The 17764-nt window shown below is 60.8% G+C and carries 14 protein-coding genes; all 14 read right to left on the reverse strand.

The genetic code is table 11. The annotated features are described in order from the left end of the window. Positions 1-18: 18 nt before the first annotated feature. The 14 genes from EL257_RS26970 to EL257_RS27035 all read right to left on the reverse strand — a co-directional run bounded on the left by EL257_RS26970 (position 19) and on the right by EL257_RS27035 (position 17760). Positions 19-1020: a serine/threonine-protein kinase gene (locus EL257_RS26970; RefSeq protein ID WP_126367725.1), complete on the reverse strand. Its 1002-nt coding sequence runs from the start codon at positions 1018-1020 to the stop codon at positions 19-21. Continuing rightward, positions 1017-1745: a PP2C family protein-serine/threonine phosphatase gene (locus EL257_RS26975; protein ID WP_126367727.1), complete on the reverse strand. Its 729-nt coding sequence runs from the start codon at positions 1743-1745 to the stop codon at positions 1017-1019. Before EL257_RS26975 ends, EL257_RS26970 begins: the two co-directional genes overlap by 4 nt. Next, a complete protein-coding gene (gene tssM, locus EL257_RS26980) occupies positions 1745-5284 on the reverse strand; it encodes a type VI secretion system membrane subunit TssM (protein WP_126367730.1) in 3540 nt (1179 codons plus the stop codon). The genes EL257_RS26975 and tssM overlap by 1 nt, the downstream gene beginning before the upstream one ends. Before the next feature lie 14 nt (positions 5285-5298). Beyond that, complete coding sequence (icmH, locus tag EL257_RS26985) at positions 5299-6174, reverse strand: type IVB secretion system protein IcmH/DotU (RefSeq protein ID WP_126367732.1); 876 nt, start codon at positions 6172-6174, stop codon at positions 5299-5301. Between the two features lie 5 nt (positions 6175-6179). Continuing rightward, on the reverse strand, positions 6180-7511 hold the full coding sequence (gene tssK / locus EL257_RS26990) for a type VI secretion system baseplate subunit TssK (RefSeq protein WP_126367734.1): 1332 nt from the start codon (positions 7509-7511) through the stop codon (positions 6180-6182). 2 nt (positions 7512-7513) lie between these two features. Then, a complete protein-coding gene (tssJ, locus tag EL257_RS26995; protein ID WP_126367736.1) occupies positions 7514-8014 on the reverse strand; it encodes a type VI secretion system lipoprotein TssJ in 501 nt (166 codons plus the stop codon). Positions 8015-8019: 5 nt separating this feature from the next. After that, positions 8020-9216 carry a type VI secretion system-associated FHA domain protein TagH gene (tagH, locus tag EL257_RS27000; protein WP_126367738.1) on the reverse strand — a complete coding sequence of 399 codons (1197 nt, stop codon included), beginning with the start codon at positions 9214-9216 and terminating at the stop codon, positions 8020-8022. 18 nt (positions 9217-9234) lie between these two features. After that, on the reverse strand, positions 9235-9375 hold the full coding sequence (locus EL257_RS27005) for a hypothetical protein (RefSeq protein ID WP_003229566.1): 141 nt from the start codon (positions 9373-9375) through the stop codon (positions 9235-9237). 93 nt (positions 9376-9468) lie between these two features. Then, positions 9469-10989, reverse strand: coding sequence for a sigma-54 interaction domain-containing protein (locus EL257_RS27010; protein WP_126367740.1), 1521 nt, complete (start codon positions 10987-10989; stop codon positions 9469-9471). Positions 10990-10999: 10 nt separating this feature from the next. Beyond that, positions 11000-13657, reverse strand: a complete 2658-nt coding sequence (tssH, locus tag EL257_RS27015) for a type VI secretion system ATPase TssH (RefSeq protein WP_126367742.1) — start codon at positions 13655-13657, stop codon at positions 11000-11002. Positions 13658-13668: 11 nt separating this feature from the next. Beyond that, positions 13669-14676: a type VI secretion system baseplate subunit TssG gene (gene tssG / locus EL257_RS27020; protein ID WP_126367744.1), complete on the reverse strand. Its 1008-nt coding sequence runs from the start codon at positions 14674-14676 to the stop codon at positions 13669-13671. Then, the gene (tssF, locus tag EL257_RS27025) at positions 14640-16427 is read right to left on the reverse strand and encodes a type VI secretion system baseplate subunit TssF (RefSeq protein ID WP_126367747.1); all 1788 of its coding nucleotides are present in this window, start codon (positions 16425-16427) and stop codon (positions 14640-14642) included. Before tssF ends, tssG begins: the two co-directional genes overlap by 37 nt. 101 nt (positions 16428-16528) lie before the next feature. Further along, complete coding sequence (locus EL257_RS27030) at positions 16529-16921, reverse strand: hypothetical protein (RefSeq protein ID WP_126367749.1); 393 nt, start codon at positions 16919-16921, stop codon at positions 16529-16531. Continuing rightward, the gene (locus EL257_RS27035) at positions 16909-17760 is read right to left on the reverse strand and encodes a hypothetical protein (protein WP_126367751.1); all 852 of its coding nucleotides are present in this window, start codon (positions 17758-17760) and stop codon (positions 16909-16911) included. Before EL257_RS27035 ends, EL257_RS27030 begins: the two co-directional genes overlap by 13 nt. Positions 17761-17764 lie beyond the last annotated feature (4 nt).

Raw genomic sequence — 17764 nt, forward strand, 5'->3', positions numbered from 1 at the left:
CTGTTCGAATGTCATCCGTTACGCCCGAAGTCGCAGACGTTGCAGCCAGGACGAAGTGGCGCCCAAGGCGTCACGCAATTGTTGGGCAGTGATGGTGCGTTCTGCCGGGTTGAAGCTCAGCGCGGTTCGCAGCGCTTGCCAGCCGTGCTGGGGTAGATTCGCTGGGGCGCGCAGCTCGCGCTCCAGGTGTTCGTCGCGGGCCTGGGTCGAGGGCAAGCGGCGGCACGGGTGTTTGCCGCTCGCCAACTCATAGATCACGCAGGCCACGCCATACACGTCCGCGCTGGCCGACAAGGGTTGGCCCTCAAGCAGTTCGGGGGCGGCGTAGCCCGGGGTCCAGGCGTTGAAGCGTTCACGGCTCAGGTGCGGCAGGCCGGGCAACGTGCCCGCCTCTGCCTGCCCCAGACCGAAATCGAACAGGCGCAGACCATCTTCGCTGAGCATGACGTTGCTCGGCTTCAGATCACCGTGCAGCACGCCGCGACGGTGCGCGTAGGCCAGCGTGTCGAGCAGCGGCAGGACGATGTCGCGCAGTTCTTTCCACGGCAGGCCGAGGGGCCGCTCGCAGAGCAATTTGTCCAGGGTCAGGCCACGCATGTATTCCATGGTGATGAAGGCCCGCTGGCAGTCGGTGTCGACTTCAAAGGTGTGCGCACGCACGACGTTGTCGTGGCGCAGACGCCGGGTCAGGGCGAACTCGCTGTAGAGCAAGGCGCTGGCGTCCGGCGATTCGGCAAATTCTTCGCTGAGGATTTTCAGCGCAATGTAGGGATCGGGATCGCCGAACTGTTCGTGCAGCAGGTCCCGCGCCCGGTAAACGGCGCCCATGCCACCGGCCCCGAGCAGGCGCTCGAGGTGGTAGCGACCGGCGAGTACATCCGGCAGCGCACCGATGCTGGCCTTGGTCGGCGTCAGCAACGGTTCGGCCTTGTTGCCCTTGGCGAAGGCGAAGTAGGTCAGGTTGTTGGCCTGTTCTTCGCTGATCAGCAAGTCATCAATGGGCGATTCGAGTTCACTCATTGGCGGATCACCACGGCAGTCAGGTTGTCGCGCGCGGCGCCACGCAGGGCGCCGTCGAACAAACGTTCCAGCGCCACGTGCGGCGCGCTGAGGCTGAGGGCATTGCCGAGGGCATCGCTGCTCAGGCCCTGATACAGGCCATCGCTGCAGAGCAAAAACGCATCACCCGGATAGACCTCGAGTTCCAGTACATCCAGAGTCAATGTTTCGGCCGCGCCAACAGCTCGGGTCAATGCCTGAGCCGCCGGGTGTGCTGCCGCCTGTTCGACGCTCATTTGTTGCTCGTCGATCAATTGCTGTTGCAGCGAATGGTCCTTGGACAGCTGATACAACCGCTGCCCACGCCACATGTAGCAACGGCTGTCGCCGGCCCAGATGCAGGCCGCGCGATTGCCTTCCACCAGCAGCGCGACGACGGTGCTGCCCATGATGCTGTCGTGGCGCCCGGCGGTAACCGTCAACTCTTGGCCCAAACGCCGGTTCAGCCAGTGCAGGCACTGGCGGATGGCTTTGAGACGTTCGTCGAAGTCCTCGTGTTGCGGCAGCTCAGCCAGACTGGCGACGATCAACTGGCTGGCGATATCGCCGCCCTGATGACCGCCCATGCCGTCCGCGACCACCCACAGTCCATGCTGCGGCGAGTCGAGGAAGGCATCTTCGTTGCGCGCCCGCACCTTGCCCGGGTCGGTACGCGCCGCGCTGCGCCAGGCACTGGCCACCAGCATCAGAGCTGCACCGGCATACGGAAGGTGCGCAGCACACCCATGTCGAACGGGTTCGGCGTGCGCTGGCTGGTCAGCAGGTAGTTGGCGCGCAGGCCACCCACGTCGGCTTTCAGTACCAGCACGTCGCGACCGGTCATGTATTCGGTCTGCATCAGATCGAACAGACGGAACAGCGACCATGGGCCGGAGTTCTTCTCGATGCCGATCGGACGCCCGGCCATCTTGTCCATGACCAGACTGGTGCGGCCGTCTTCAGCGTCGGTCGGCCACTTGAAGGTCATTGGCAGGATCGGACCGTGACGGTATTCCATGGTCTTGTCGCCGAACTTGAATTCGGAACGGCTGACCGCCGGATCGAGGGTGTAAGGCTCCAGTTTGAATTGCACGGTCGGCTCGGCCGGGTTGATCGAGAAGAAGCTCTGACGAATCGTCAGCGCTGCAGCCATCTGATCGAGGTAGACCTTCGATACCGGCAGGCTGTGGCCATCGACGCTGCGCATGCGGTAGTTGCCCGGATCGCCGCTGACGAACGGACGCATGTAGCTGTCGAAGAAGCGGTCGACGATGCCCTGAGCCTTGAAGAACTCGCGGAAATCGTTGATCGCCACGTCGCTGGTGCTGCTGGCGCTGAACGGATAACGCTTGCTGATGGTTTTGCCATACACGCTGTACAGCTCGTTCTGATAACGACCGTTCAGGTACTGATAGGCGTCGTTGAGTACCAGACGCCACGAGTCTTCGGCCAGCACGTTGAACCACACGCTCAGCGGGCGAGGCAGACGACCGGAGGCGTTGCGCAGGTTGGTCAGCGCATCACGCTGGCCGCTCATGCGGGTCTTGGCCATCTCGAAGGCGGCTTGCTCCGGCGTGCTGGAACGAGCCAGACCGGCCAGCTGCAGTTGCAGGTCGTTGAGCGCGCTGAACGCTGGGGTCAGGTCAGCGCCCGGGCCGTTGTTGTCGTCGAGCAAACGATGCAGCGGTTCGAAGCGGCGTTGCAGGGATTTCTTCGCGGTGTCCGGCAAGTTCTTCGCCACGTTCAGGACCGAAGCCTTGTCCGCCACGGCAGAAGCCAATTTGCCGACCTTGCCCAGTTTGCCCTTCTGTCCGGCCAGCGCATCGGCGGCTTCGCCGGCTTCATCGACCGGGTCAGCCGTGGCTTCGAAGCGCGTGTTTTCCCGCACTTCGGTGAGCAACGCGAGTACCGGCGAGTTGGCCGAGGTCAGGCCCGCCAGTTGCTCGGCGCCTTCGCCAGCGTCGCTGATCGGCGGCAGTGCCACCTGGCCAACGGCTTCGCTCCAGTAATTGGCGTAGTCGCGGAAGTACAGCTGCTCGAGTTCGACCATCAGGCGACGCAAGTCCATGTCGCTGATGCCTGCGCCTTCGCCCAGCACCCAGTTATCACGCAGGATATCGGTGACCAGCGCAGCGCCTTGCACCGAGAAATACTGCTGATAACCCTGCTGGGTGTAGAAACCCGGAATCACGTATTCAGTACCGATGAACAGCGAGCCTTGTGGGCCGAGGTGTTGACTGAACCGGTAATCCGGCAGGTTTCGCGCCTGCTCGCGGAGCATGCGGTAAACCACGGTAGCCAGCGATTCGCTGCGCAGAATCTGACGCGCCTGTGCGACCAACTGGTCGTTCAGCGGGTAGATGAATGGCTGCTTCAGCAGACGTTCGAGATGCGCATTCAAACCATTCTGCACAGCGGTGTTGCCGGTGTAGCGCTGCGACCAGTCGGTAGCGACCCAGTCCTTGAGCCATACGGCGTCACGACGGTCTTTCATGTTCAGCATGAGGTAAGCGCGCAGGCTGTTGAGCAAGCGATCGCGGTCCTTCATGTTGGCGCGAATCTGCCCTTCGAGCATGGTCGCCACCCGTGGCAGCAGTTGCGCTTCAAGCTCCCGCTCGTAGGCGTCGCTGACCACCGGGTTGACGTCGTCGCCCTGATACAGACCGCCGCGTTCGTGGTACGAAACATCGCCCCTCTTCGGGAATACCTGCGTCGCGGCGTAGCTGGTGTCGAGGGCTTTCAGCGCACCCATGGCGTCATCACGCGACGACAACGCCGTGCGCTGCTGCGTCCAGTTCTGCGCCAGATCGCGGAGGTTTTCCAGGCGCTCGTAGTTGGCCGAGAAACCGCCCGCCCAAAGCATGCCGAACAACGCCAGCGCGGCCAGCGCGCCCACATACAGCGCACGCTGCCCCCAGTGAATGCGGCTGCGCTCGCGCTTGTCCAGACCGGCCAGATCAGCTTCGGGGAAGATTACCTGGCTGAGCAAGTGATGGATGAAGCGCGAACGGCCGCTGCGCAGGGTCGGCAGCACGCCGGCGTTCAAGCCGAGGCTGGCGCCGATGCCGGCGGTGGTCGCGTCCATTTCCTGGGTCAGGTGCGGTGCGCTGGTCAGGTAGAAACCGCGCAGTTGCGTGGCCCGCTGATAACGGTTGCCGGTGAACGCCATGTCGACGAACAGGCACAGACGCTCGCCGATCTGCCCCAGTTGATGCGGGAAGTCGAGGATGCGACCACGGCGCTGGGTATCACGCTCAGAGTGCATGCGCATGATCACTTGGCTGTTCAAGCGGCGCAGCAGCTCTTCGAATTCGTTGCGCAGTACCGCGACGTCGGTGCCGACCTGATCCTTGCGGAAACTGGTGCCGAGCACCTGATCGCTCTCTTCGCGGGTCAGTTGATCGAAGAACTCGTCGAAGCCGAGCAGCTTGTCAGCCTTGCTCAGGACCAGGTACACCGGCACATCGACGTGAAGTTTCTGATGCACGTCCTGCAGACGGCTGCGCACTTGGCGCGCCAAGACGTCGATGTCCTGCTCGGTGCCGCCAGTCAGGGTTTCTACCGGGATGGTGACCAGCACGCCGTTCAACGGACGGCCACGACGACGCTTGCGCAACAACTCCAGCAAGGTGGTCCAGGCGCTGCCGTCGACTTCCGCGTCAGGCTGGCTCATGTAACGTCCGGCGGTATCGATCAGCACCCCGTGGTCGGCGAAATACCAGTCGCAATGACGGGTGCCGAGGGTGTCGCGGGTCAGCTTGCGGTCGATCTTGTTGATCGGGAATTCCAGTCCGGAAAAGTCCAGCAGGCTGGTCTTGCCCGAGGCCTGCGGGCCGATCAGCAGATACCACGGCAAGTCACTGCGCCAGCGCTCGCTGCGGCCGCGATACAGGCTCGACGTCTTGAGCGTTTTCAGCGCGTCCTTGAAACGCGCCTTCAACTCTTTCTGTTCTTCATCGATCAGCTCTTCGCGGCGAATGCGGTCCTGGCCGTCTTCGCTTTCTTCCTCGGCTTTCTTGCGAATGCCAGCGCGCCAGCTGACAAAGACCATGGTCAGGCCCCAGATCAGGAACAGCGCACTGATGGTCAGCAGACGCGAGGTCGCGCTTTCCCAGAACTTGTAATCATCGACCGCCAACAATGGGCCGACGAACCACACCAGCAATGCAACGAACAGCACCAGCAGCAAGGTCCAGACCCAGGTCTGGCGCAGGAAGGCGCCGACTTTCTTGAAAAACTTTTTCATCACACGTCCCTGTTTTACGGCTGCGCCTGCGGTTGCACCGCGGCTGGATCAAGCGGCTGATAAGGTTGCAGAACGGTGTCGCGTTGCTCGCTCAATACCCAGGCGAAGCCCGAATACATCACCACCAGGCAGACCAGAGTGAAGAGCACCACCATCCACGCCGGAACAATGCGCACCAGGTTGCGGCGCTGATCGTTGAGGCCTTCCCAGTGCGGCGACAACTCGCGCGGCACGTCGCCACGCAACTGACGGATTTGCCGGTACAAGGCATCGCGGATGCCTTCAAGCTCGAGCATGCCGCGCGCCTGTACGCGGTATTTGCCCTCGAACCCGAGGGACAGGCACAGGTACATCAGCTCAAGCATCGGCAGATGCTTGACCGGGTTTTTCGACAACCGATCGAGCAGCTGGAAAAACTTCTCACCGCCGAAGGTTTCGTTGTGGAAGCTGCTCAGCAGACTCATCTGCGACCACTCGCTTTCGTTGCCCCACGGCGTGGTCACGACCGCTTCATCGACCACGGTGCAGAGCACGTAACGCGCGGCCATCACCTGGCTGCTTTCGGCACCGTTGTGCAGAGCGCGGACTTCGAACAGCTTGAGCCCGGCGGTCAGGCGCTCGTTGAGCGCATACAGATCTTCACGAGTGTCGCTGTGCTTGAGACGCACCACTTCCGAAAGCAGTTCGGACGAAGCCGCTACCAGCGAATTGAGGCTGATGTTGAACGCTTCTGCCGGGCGTAGCCGCGCAGCGTAGATCATGCGTTCTTCCAGTTGCTCGAAACGCGGCGGCGCGGCGAAATCGGTCAGCGGACTCGATGCCGGTCCGTGGCCTTGACGATCGAGCAGGACGGTTTTGTCGTCCTGGCTGTAATCCGTTTCCTTGATCATATCGGTCAGTTCCTGATGGCCCAGAATTTCAGTTCAAGCTCGGCAAATTCGCCGGACACGTGGAACGCGAAACCGCCGGAGCGCTCGAGTTGTGCCAGGTCTTCGGAACTGAGTTCGAGGATGAAATAGGTTTTGTTCGAGTGGAACGCGATCTGCCGCGGGGCCACCGGCAACGGTTTGACCTTGATCCCCGGCAAGTGCAGGTTGACCAATTGGCGGATACGCTCCACCGGGCCGACCTTGAGGTGCTGCGGCAAACGCTGCCGCAGTTCTTCGGAGTCGCAATTGGCACTGGCCGCCAGCACGAACGAGGCCGAGCCGAGCAGTTTGTGATCGTGCAATGGCGAAACGATGATGCCGTACTGACGCGCCTGCAGGATCAGTTCGATGGCGTGCTGTTCGAGCACCATCGATAGCACCTGACGGATCGCTTCCATCAGTTTGCGGAAGCTTGCGCCCTGATCGGCGTGGGAGTAGCGGCTGTCCAGACGCGGGCGTTTGCTCTCGCCAGAGAAAGTCGCCAGGTCGCCAAGCATGGTCAGCAGCGTGCGGTACAACTCTTCCGGGTGCACCTGCTCAAGCCCGAGGTAATGGCGCAGCAGCAGTTCGGTGCGATTGATCAGTTGCAGCATCATGAAATCGCCGACCTCGGCACCGCCGACCTTGCCGTTGGAGCGAATCCGCTCGGCAATCGTGTCGCCGCGGTGGCTGAGCATGCTGATGACTTCTTTCAGGCACGACAGCAGATAACTGGAGGCGTGGGCCTGAATGTAGGTCGGCACGAAATCCGGGTCGAGGCTGATCACGCCATCGGGCGTGGTGTCGAGCACGTCGCAGATCTTCAGCTTCACGTACGCTTGATCGCTCTGCTGCTCGCCGAGCAACAGTTTGAAGTCCGGGCGCCCGCAGCTGACCTGGCTGGCCGAATCGTCGCCGGCGTTGGAGTCGGCCACTTCGGCGTCGTACGCGGTGTAACGTGCGAGCACGTCGGATTGCTCCGGGCGGCGCGACTCGATGTGGTTACCGGTGACCAGCGGCAGCGCCAGGTAAATCGGCGTATTGCCAGTGTTCGGCGGTACGTCCAGCGCCAGCGGCTCGGTGTTGCCGCCAAGTTCGAACAGGCTGCCGTCCGGCAAAATTCCCGAGGCTTCACTGATCACCAGTTTGCCCATGTTGAGGAATTGCAGGTCGATCTCCAGATTGAGGAAACCCCAGGTGTAACCGCCGAGCAGTTGCGTGCGGGTTTTCATCTGGTGATCGTAATAGCGATCGTTGTGCTGGAAGTGCTGCGGACGCAGCAGCATGCCTTCCTGCCAAATGACTTTATGCGTGTTCATGTTCAGTCATCCGCCTTGGCGAGCACTTCGTGGGTGTTGCGGATGCCGGCCTGATCCAGAGTCAGATCAGCCTCGGTCACTTCCAGCGGGGTGATCTGCACGGTGTAGCGCCATTTGGTTTCCGGCAGGTCGCGGTAAGCGGCGAGAACGCCGACGTAGCGGCTGCCCTCCTCCACGCTGAGTTTCATTTCCACGGTTTCACCCGGGCGCAGTTCGAGTTCTTCACTGGCCACCAGATCCGGATTGAGGGATTCCTTGGCGCGCTCGTAGAGGCTGAAGAAATCGGCATTTTCGAACGTCACCGGGTGCTTGAGTTCGAACAGGCGCACCACCACCGGCGACGGGCGACCGTTCAGATCCGGGTTGAGCTGGTCGCTGCCGGTCAGTTTCAGGTTGATCTTGGTGACTTTCGAGTACGGCGACAGCGACGAGCAACCAGCGAGCAGCACCAGCAGGGTGAGCGCAGTCAGCGTCTGGAAAAAAGCGGTAGAGCGGCGAGACATGCGCATCATCCTTGGTGGTCGGTATGGAGGGTGGAGATCAGGCGAATCTGTTCTTCGTAGGCCTGGGCGAAGTCGCGGGCCAGCAGGCGCTCGCTCCAGTCATCGTCCTGACGCAATGCCTGGTGATAACGGCCGAACGCTCTCCAGCGGCCGCCCGACGTGGCGATCAGCGGTTTGCTGTCGCGCTCGAAACGCAGGGTCAATTGCTCCGGCGAGAAATGTTCCAGCGTTCCGCGCACTGCGGCGCGACTGGCGGTCAGCAAGGCCACCTGATGCGCCTGCAAATCACGGAAGGCACGGGAAATCGCTTGCTCGGCCGGCAGGTGTCCGGGCTTGCTCGGCTGAAACAGAATCTGCAGCGCTTCGCTCGGATCGACGGCAAATTTCAGCGGGTTCTTGTTGGTGCCTTGCACGGTGGTCTGAGCGAGGCGCAGTTCGTTCTTCAGCTCGGAGCGGGTGCGCAAACTCTGCTGCAACCCGCCGATGCTCTGACGCAACAAGCGCGCAGCATTCAGTGCCAGCGCCTCACGCTCGTCGTGGCTGAGACCTTTGAGGTCCACACCGAGGGCTGCACCGAAGTGCTCCCAGAAGCCTTCGCTTTGGCGCTCGACGGCTTTGGGTGCCGGAGCAGGCTCAGGTTCGACAGGGGCCGCGACCAGTTCCGGCACCATCAGGCTTTCCATGTCGATGCGTGCGTAATCGGCGCGCTGGCGGGAGTCTTCCGGCTTGGCGCTCGGCGAGAGCAATTCGTCGATTTCCGAGTAAACGCGCTCCTGCTGTTCGAGCGCGTTGAGCGGGTCGAGGTCGAGGAAGGCGTCGTCCGGAATGATGCTGCCGGCAGCGCGTGGGCGGCCGACTTCGCCGTCGAAGGTCGCCGGGTCGCGCACCAGCCGCGCGCGAATCTCGAAGTCGCCGAGAATGTAGGTGCTGCCGTGCTCGATGCGCACCGGCTCGCCCTTGTGCAGGCGCGCGTGGCTGCTGCCGTCCTGCACACCGTTGCTGCTGGTGTCGGTAAGGAAGAACGAGCCCTCGCGGTAGCTGACAATCGCGTGGTGATTGGACAAGTGACGCTTGCGGTCAGGGATGATCCAGTCGCAATCCTCGCCCCGCCCGATCACGCCGCCGGCCTGTTTGAAGGTCCGCTGGCACAATTCGGTGGGCACGAACTGCTTGGTGTTCAGCATTTCGAAAACCAATTCCATGTTTGATGCTCCTTGCGGTCACTTGCCGCGATTGACCGCTTGCGGATCACCCAACGGGCGATAGTCGTTGTCGTTGAATTTGTAATTGCCGCTACAGCCGCCAAGGCCGCATAGAACGACGAGGGTCAGCAGGACAGCATGCCAGTGACGGACAGACATCAGAGGGTCTCCAAAGCTAGACAAAGCACAAAGCGCCGGCCCTTGCGGGCGGCGCTGAAATGGGTTTTTCGGGACAGATCGATGCGTTTTTGCCTAGCCATCGAAATCCCCCAGATTGATGTTCAGACGACCGAGCCGGTACAGGAGCGTGCGCCGAGGCAAGCCCAGTTCGCGGGCGGCGAGGGTCTGGTTGCCGTCGTTTTTGCGCAGGCAATCGAGCAGCAAGGTGCGCTCGACCTGCTCCAGGCGTTCGCGCAGATTCAAATGGCTGTTGTCTTCCAGCATCGGTTCCAGGCGCAGGGAAAAATGCTCGGCGAGCAACTCGCCGCCTTCGCACAGCAACACCGCACGTTCGACCAGCGCCTTGAGTTCGCGGACGTTGCCGGGGAAGGTGTAACCGCTCAGATGCTCCAGCGCTGCGTCCGACCAGCGCACTGGATCACGCTGCAAATACGTGCAGGTTTTCTCGGCGAAATGCTGGGCCAGTTCGAGAATGTCGCCTTCGCGCTGACGCAGCGCCGGCAGCTCGATCGGGAATTGCGCGAGGCGGTAGTACAAGTCCTCGCGGAATTTGCCTTCACTGACCAGCGTCGACAGATCGCGATGAGTCGCAGCGATGATGCGCACGTCGATCTTGTGCGTATCGTTGGAGCCCAGCGGGCGGATCTCGCCTTCCTGCAACACGCGCAGAATTTTCGCTTGCAGCGACAGCGGCATGTCGCCGATTTCATCGAGCAACAGCGTGCCGCCATTGGCCGCGTCGAACAGTCCGGCACGGTCGCGGTCGGCGCCGGTGAATGCGCCTTTGCGATAGCCGAACAGTTCGCTTTCCAGCAGGTTTTCCGGAACCGCCGCGCAATTCTGCACGATGAACGCCTTGGAACGACGCGGGCCGCAATCGTGAATCGCCCGCGCGACGACCTCCTTGCCCGTGCCGGTTTCACCGCGCAGCAGCACGGTATACGGGCTGTGCAAGACCTTGCTGATCAGCGAGTGGGTCTGGCGCATGGCCGCGCTTTTGCCGATCAGGCCATAGCCGCTGATGCTCGGCAGGCTGCGCGACACCGATGCGGCCGGCGCCAACGGTTGGCGCAGACGCTGCAGCAAATGTAACTGGCCAAGCACGAACGAGCCGAGCTGGCCGAGGGAATCGGCAAAGCCTTGCAGGTTGGTGCGACGACGACTGGCACACAGCAGCAAACCTTCAACGGCCTTGTGCTGATTGACCAGCGGCACACACAGCAACGACTGCCATGGTGACGCCGCTGCCGGTAGAAAACTGGTTTCGTGCAGGCTGCCGCTCAAATCGTCGAGGCACACCACGCGGCTCTGGCACAGTGCGAATTGCAGCAGTTGTTCACCGTTGTAATCCGCCGGCAGGCTCGCCGCTTCGCGCGGTTGCAGGGCGCCGTCGAGGCATTCGGCGTTCATCCCCAGGCAGGTGTGGGTAGCGTCGAGCAGATACAGCTGCGTCAGTTCGCAACCGCTCAGCTCGGCCAACCCACGCACGAAGTCACCCAGCAACGCAGCTCCGTCCGCCGCTCGCGACAGACTGGCGAACTGCGCCAGCAACGCTTCGGCATACACCAGCGGCTGCGGCACTTGGGTGAACATCACGCCCACCTCAGGCGAACTCGCACGTCACGCTGGCGTCGCCGTCGAGCGTGGCATGCACACGCTTGAGGCTTTCACCGGTGGCCATGGCATCGAGCAGACGATCGGCTACCAACGGCAGCACGTGCTGATCGAGCAGATGGTCGATCAGACGTGCGCCGCTTTCGCTTTGGGTGCAGCGCTCGGACAGGTGATCGACGAGGTTCTGGCACCAGGTGAATTCCAGCTGACGACGGTTCAGGCGCTCGCCGAGACGGCCGAGTTTGATCTCGATCAGCTCGCGCAGCACCGGGCCGCCGACCGGGTAGTACGGCACCACTTTCATCCGCGCCAGCAGCGCCGGTTTGAAGTGTTTGCTGAGCACCGGGCGAATGGTTTCTTCGAGCACTTCGGCGGTTGGCCGCGCGCCGTTTTCACAGAGGTCGCTGATCTTGTCGCTACCGAGGTTGGAGGTCATCAGGATCAACGTGTTGCGGAAGTCGATCTCGCGACCTTCGCCGTCGTTGGCCACGCCTTTGTCGAAGATCTGGTAGAAAAGGTTGAGCACGTCCGGGTCAGCCTTTTCGACTTCATCGAGCAGCACTACCGAGTACGGTTTCTGCCGCACGGCTTCGGTGAGCATGCCGCCCTCGCCGTAACCGACGTAGCCCGGTGGCGCACCGATCAGTCGCGAAACGGTGTGTTTCTCCTGGAATTCAGACATGTTGATGGTGGTGATGAAACGGTCACCGCCGTACAGCAGGTCAGCGAGAGCCAACGCTGTTTCAGTCTTGCCGACGCCGCTCGGCCCGACCAGCAGGAACACGCCGACCGGTGCGTCTGGCTTGTTCAGACCGGCAGCAGTGGCGCGCATCGAGCGATCCAGCGCGTGCACGGCTTGTTCCTGACCACGAATGCGCGTGCGCAGGTCGGTGGCGAAACTGGCAACTTTGGCGTTGTGTTCGCGGGCCAGTTGCGCCAACGGCACGCCGGTCCAGGCGCTGATCACTTCGGCAACCAGACGCGGGCACACTTCGAAGCTGACCAGACGTTCCTTGATTTGTGCAGCAGTCAACGCCGTGTGGGTTTCGTGGAGTTGAGCTTCCAGCGCTTCGACGCTTTGGCCTTCCTCGACTTCGGCGGCGTGGGTTTCGATCACCGTGCCTTCGGCGTCTTCCTCCACGCTAACGGTCGGCTCGACTGCGGCGGCTTCGCGGGCCTTGGCCAGTTGCTGACGCAATTCCAGCAGGCGCTCCGCCAACTGTCTCTGTTCAGTCCACAGGGTTTCCAGCGCGACCATTTCGCTTTCGGCTTCGTCCAGACGGGCTTCCAGTGCTTCGAGCGCTTCGAGATCGATCAGCAAGCCAGCTTCGGCATCGCGGCGCAGGGCCTGACGCTGACGGCCGCCTTCAGCCAGTTCACCACGCAAACGCTCGAGGCTTTCCGGGGCAGCGGCGAGGCTGATGCGCACGCGAGCGCACGCGGTGTCGAGCACGTCGACGGCTTTGTCCGGCAGTTGCCGTCCGGCCAGATAACGCGCTGACAATTCCGCAGCGGATACCACCGCGTCATCGCGCAGATAGATGCCGTGGCTCTTCTCGTAGACCTGAGCCAAGCCACGCAGAATGGTCACCGCTTCGCTGACAGTCGGTTCGTGCAGTTGCACGGGCTGGAAACGACGGGCCAGCGCCGGGTCTTTCTCGAAGTATTTCTTGTACTCGGCCCATGTGGTGGCGGCGATGGTGCGCAGTTCGCCGCGGGCCAGCGCCGGTTTCAGCAGGTTGGCCGCGTCGGAACCGCCAGCATTACCGCCAGCGCCAATAAGGGTGTGAGCTTCGTCGATGAACAGAATGATCGGTTTTGGCGAGGCTTTGACCTCATCGATCACGCCTTTCAAACGACGCTCGAATTCGCCTTTGACGCTGGCGCCGGCCTGCAACAGGCCCATGTCCAGCGAGAGCAATTCAACGCCTTTGAGCACTTGCGGAACTTCACCAGCAGCAATGCGCGAGGCGAGGCCTTCAACGATGGCGGTTTTACCGACACCGGCCTCACCGACCACGATCGGGTTGTTCTTGCGGCGACGGGCGAGGATGTCGACCATCTGCCGGATCGCGCCGTCTCGGCACAGCACCGGGTCGAGTTTGCCGTCGCGGGCCTGCTGGGTGAGGTTGTGAGTGAAGCGCTGCAACAGCGATTCGCCCTGCGCGGCCGGTTTGCCATTGGCCGCCGGTTGCTCCTGTTGCGACAGGGCAAATTCTTTCAGGCGATCGATGTTCAGTTTGGCGAGCAGCGGCTGATAACGGCTGCCGGCATAACGCATCGGGTTGCGCAGCAGAGCCAGTATCAGCGCGGCGTCTTCGACCTGGGTCTGGCCCAGTTCGAGGTTGGCCACCAGCAGCGCATCTTGCAGCCATTGCACCAGTTCCGGGGCAAACACCGGGTTGCGCGAAGCGCTGTGCTCGACGCGCGACTGCAATGCAGCGGTCAGTTCACCGGCGTCGACGTCAGCATCTTGCAACGCGCGCGACAGCAAGCCGTTCGGGCGCTCGAGCAAGCCCAGCAGCAAGTCTTCGACCAGAATCTTGCTGCCGCCACGGGCCACGCAACGCTCGGCCGAACGCTCCAGATCACGACGGGTTTCGGCGTCCAGCGCCTGGATGAGTTGTTGCAGGTCTACGTTGATCATGGCTCACGTCCTTAATGAATTTTGCTGCCCAGGGTCACCACGCCGTCCGCTTTTTCGCGGCCCAGCCAACTGGTCCAACCGAGGCGACAGGCGTTCTGCTCACCGATGCGCAGTTCGCGGATTTCTTCCTGGCGCAGGACCAGGCGAATGTCGTAATCGAGCGGGTCACGCAAGGTGAACCGCACCAGCGCGCAGAGCGGCTGGTAGCCGAAACCGATCGGCAGGAATTCATGAAATCGCTGCCAGTCGAGTTCGGTGATGTGAATGCGGAATTTGCCGCTGCGATCGCGCACGTGCTCGCCCAGCACCAGGTCTTCGCCGAGTACGCTGTTGGCGCGGCCCAAACGATTGCGCTGCTCGTCGAGAATTTCCACGCGGCGCTCGATGCACTGCTCGATGACCAGGTCTTCGTGCTTGAAGTAGTAACGCAGCACGGCTTCGATCAGCGCCGCCGAGTGCGCCCGCAAACTGAGCAAACCGAGGTACGGCAGCAGGCGTTTCCAGTTGAGTTCCTTGGCCTTGCGGATCTCATCGCCGCCCAGGCCGATCAGGGCAAACAGCTGCGCCGAGAACGGATCGACCGCGCCGCTCTGGAAGCTTGCGCGGTAGCGGTACTTGCGCCAGATCGGCAGCATCAGCCGTTGCAGACGATGGTGGAACAGGTCAAGGAAATTGCGCGTCGGGTTGCCGTCTTCGCTGTCGCCCAGGGCCTGCTCGCCATAGAACGCCGGCAGCGGCGAGCCGGAACCGACCAGGCCGATAAGGTTGAAGCGCATGCGCGCGCGCATCTTGCCGTGCTCTTCGAAAAACTCGACGCGATCGACGTCGCTGCGCGGGAAGCCCAGGCTCGGGTTGGCCTGAAACTCGACCTGATCGTACAGATCGTCTTCGCTCAGATGCGGGTGTGCCACGCGCAGCCGGTCGATCACCAGCAGCACGGCCTGAAACAGCGAGTACTCGCGTATTACCTTGGTCAGCCCGCTTAAAGCAGGGGCTGCAGGCCCATACGTGGTGTCCATTGGTACACCTCTCCCTGTGTGCTTTTTACCCGCAGCTCATGGAATGAATTGAGACTGGCGTAAAGCGCGAAAAACTCGTTGAGAACCGAAGCGAAAACGAACAGGTCGCCCTCGCCGATATAGCCTTCCGGGTCGATGGTCAGCTCGGTGCGCAAACCGCGCACCGGCAGACCGCGATGCAGTCGGTCGACGTGGTGATGTTTGATGTGCTTGAGGCCGCCGAGCAGGCGCTTGCTGACCTTCTCCGCGTGCTGGTCGTAGTAGCGCGGCAGGTCGTAGGTTTCCAGAATTACCTTCAACGCATTGACGTCCGCCAATGACAGATAGTTGAGCGACATGTTGCTGATCAGCTTCCACAGGAAGTCACGGTTCAGCGGCGGCGCGAAACTCGACGTGGCCGGGGTGATGTTGCGGAAGCTGAGAAATTCCGGGGTCTGCTCGCTGGCCATGCAGATGTCGCCGAGCTTGAGCTTTTTCGGCAGGTTCTGATTGGTGCACATCAGCTCGATCGACAGGGTTTCATGGGCTTCTGTGTGGCGGATGCCGAAGCTCAGATAAGTGTCGAGGCCGTCATGCAGCAGCGACGAACGCTGGCGGATGCTGTAATGCGGACGGCTGTTGGGCACGTCGAAACTCGGGTCGTGCTCGAACGATTCGAACGGCACGTATTCCTGATAACCGAGGCCGCCGGGCTTCCAGCCGGTCACGGTTTCCACCGAGAACACACCGCAGTTTTCCAGGTCGTATTCCGCTGGCAGCAGCAGGTATTCGTCCTGCTTGCCGTCGAGGCGGATCGGCAGCGCGTCGTGCTCGAACAGATTGACGATCGGCGTGCAGAACAGCTTCACGTTGTCCAGGGTCGGACGCATGCGCATGATGCCGCTCTTGCGAATGTCGAAGCGCAATTCAAGACCGCGCATTTGCTTGAGCGTGTCCTCCGGCAACGCCTTGAGGATGTCGAGGCCGTTGACATCGACAAACAGGAATTTGTCCTGGAAGGCGAAGTATTCCTGCAAATAGCGATAGCCACGGAAGGTGTTCAGCGGATACGGGATCAACGCCTCTTCTTCGGCAAAACCCACCGGTTTCACCCGGTCGCCGGGTATCTTGAACGCCATCGGCTTGCCGCTGACGCCATCAATCGGCTTGCCGGCGCCGTCGAGCGGGATCAGCTCGATGCCGTCGAGGTTGCGCAGCAGGCTCAGGTACAGCATCTGGCTGATGTAGCGCTCCCCGGCAAAGTGCAGACGCAGTTTGCTCAGCTCCAGCTCGCCGAGGTGGCCGTCAGCGCTCATCTCCAGGCGCAGACTGAGCAGCGAGCCGTCGCCCTTCACCGAGTAGTTCAGCGCCGCCAGATCCAGCGGCAGCACTTCGGTCGGGTAGCAGGTGCGGAAGCGGCAGCGCACGTCTTCGATCGGCTTGCTCTCGATCGGCGTATCGCGCGCGACCAGCAGCGCCGGCCCGGAACGCTTGAGCGGGTCGAACTGCAAAATGCTGAACGCCGGCAGCGGGCGCATGTAGTTCGGCCACAGCAGCTGCATTAACGAATGGCTGAGCTCCGGCAGCTCGTCATCGAGCTTCTGACGCAAACGCCCGGTCAGGAACGCAAAGCCTTCGAGCAACCGCTCCACATCCGGATCCCGCCCGGCCTGCCCCAGATAAGGCGCCAGCGCCGGACTACGCTCGGCGAAACGGCGACCGAGCTGGCGCAGTGCGGTGAGTTCGCTTTGGTAGTAGTGGTTAAAGGACACGGGATACCTGCCTGGTAGTGGAACTCATTTAAAAGAACAGCGGAACGTTCCATGCGGGCTGGGAATTCCCCGCGCGCAACGTCGGCAATGACGGCCGATAGTCATGCTTCAACATTTCTTTTTTGAAAAAAAAGGCGATCAATTAACCGACCAGCGAATATCGCCGCAAAAGTCAGGACACCACCCATCAATGTGTAAGCCATCGCACGAACGGGATAATGCGGTAAAAAATAATACAGAATAAGTGCAAGCATGAATGAGACAAAGAGGACTTTTAATTTAAGCCTTGGGATAAAAAAAGTTATAGCGTTCATCACTATAAAATACTGAACCATCAGATCGGGCGTCATGCCGATGCCAATACCTCTTGATGTCAATCCACCGTATATATCAATATATAAGTCGACACCAAAGTTATGCAGCGGAATGTACAGGGCACACACTATCAAATGGGGAATACAAGCCATTAATCGCCGAGCTTTCATTTCTTCCACGTCCCGTACTGATCCATATCACCTTGCGATATGGAATTTATCAATTTTGCGTTGGATACCGGCACATAAGGTGCGTCAGTAAGTTCGATGGTGTGAGGAATACCTTTATCGTATACCGTGTCTTTTTTCACGACCAACTTACAGTTTTCCTTTGCCCACAATATCCCTCGCAAAATGATGAAGTTATCGTAAACGTCTTTCGGTCCTCGCTCCGCCCCGGTATAGGCTTTGCCGTCACCCCACGTGACACCCGTTTCACCAGCCATCCTAATCGCGAGCTCTACCTGCTTTGTTTCTCGCAGATACTTCCTATAGGTGTTAACCGCAAACGGCACTTGACCAATGCCATCAGTCCAATAGGGTTTATCCTCCATGAACACCATCAAAAACTCAGCACCGCCCACGGCACGGAATTTCCAGTCACCAGGCATTCCGGAGTGAAACGTGAAGGAAAACCGGTCAACAATGGCAAAGTCGATCAATTCCTGCCAGGTAACATGTTTATAAGCCGCATTCGACTCTGTTCCAACCACGGTTGTTTCGGGGTTGATCCAGATGAGCTCTCTGTAATATCTGGCCAACGGTTCAAACCACTGTCCCTTTTCCGCGTACAGTTTTTCTGCAGTGATGATTCTGAATGGAGAGTCATCCTTGCCTGGCTTCAAGGCGAAGAGAGGTACACCACTTTTCCTTGTAATAATCCAGGCTGACGGCAGGTCAACTTTCTTTGGCTTTGTATCCTTGCTTTCTGTCGTTTCGGCAAGCACTTTAAGCGTAGTAACTTGATCCTGAGTCACGAAGGTGTAAGCAACGCCATCGATGTTGATTATGGTCTCCATACCT

This window comes from Pseudomonas fluorescens (assembly GCF_900636825.1).
In the GTDB taxonomy this organism is placed as follows: Bacteria; Pseudomonadota; Gammaproteobacteria; order Pseudomonadales; family Pseudomonadaceae; genus Aquipseudomonas; species Aquipseudomonas fluorescens_BG.

Bases quoted from the DNA above. Each gene is read 5' to 3' on its own strand.
- tssH (WP_126367742.1), bottom strand. From the start codon at position 13,657: ATGATCAACGTAGACCTGCAACAACTCATCCAGGCGCTGGACGCCGAA.
- EL257_RS27005 (WP_003229566.1), bottom strand. From the start codon at position 9,375: ATGTCTGTCCGTCACTGGCATGCTGTCCTGCTGACCCTCGTCGTTCTA.
- icmH (WP_126367732.1), bottom strand. From the start codon at position 6,174: ATGATCAAGGAAACGGATTACAGCCAGGACGACAAAACCGTCCTGCTC.
- tssG (WP_126367744.1), bottom strand. From the start codon at position 14,676: ATGGACACCACGTATGGGCCTGCAGCCCCTGCTTTAAGCGGGCTGACC.
- tagH (WP_126367738.1), bottom strand. From the start codon at position 9,216: ATGGAATTGGTTTTCGAAATGCTGAACACCAAGCAGTTCGTGCCCACC.
- EL257_RS26970 (WP_126367725.1), bottom strand. From the start codon at position 1,020: ATGAGTGAACTCGAATCGCCCATTGATGACTTGCTGATCAGCGAAGAA.
- tssJ (WP_126367736.1), bottom strand. From the start codon at position 8,014: ATGTCTCGCCGCTCTACCGCTTTTTTCCAGACGCTGACTGCGCTCACC.
- EL257_RS27035 (WP_126367751.1), bottom strand. From the start codon at position 17,760: ATGGAGACCATAATCAACATCGATGGCGTTGCTTACACCTTCGTGACT.
- EL257_RS26975 (WP_126367727.1), bottom strand. From the start codon at position 1,745: ATGCTGGTGGCCAGTGCCTGGCGCAGCGCGGCGCGTACCGACCCGGGC.
- EL257_RS27010 (WP_126367740.1), bottom strand. From the start codon at position 10,989: ATGTTCACCCAAGTGCCGCAGCCGCTGGTGTATGCCGAAGCGTTGCTG.
- tssM (WP_126367730.1), bottom strand. From the start codon at position 5,284: ATGAAAAAGTTTTTCAAGAAAGTCGGCGCCTTCCTGCGCCAGACCTGG.
- tssK (WP_126367734.1), bottom strand. From the start codon at position 7,511: ATGAACACGCATAAAGTCATTTGGCAGGAAGGCATGCTGCTGCGTCCG.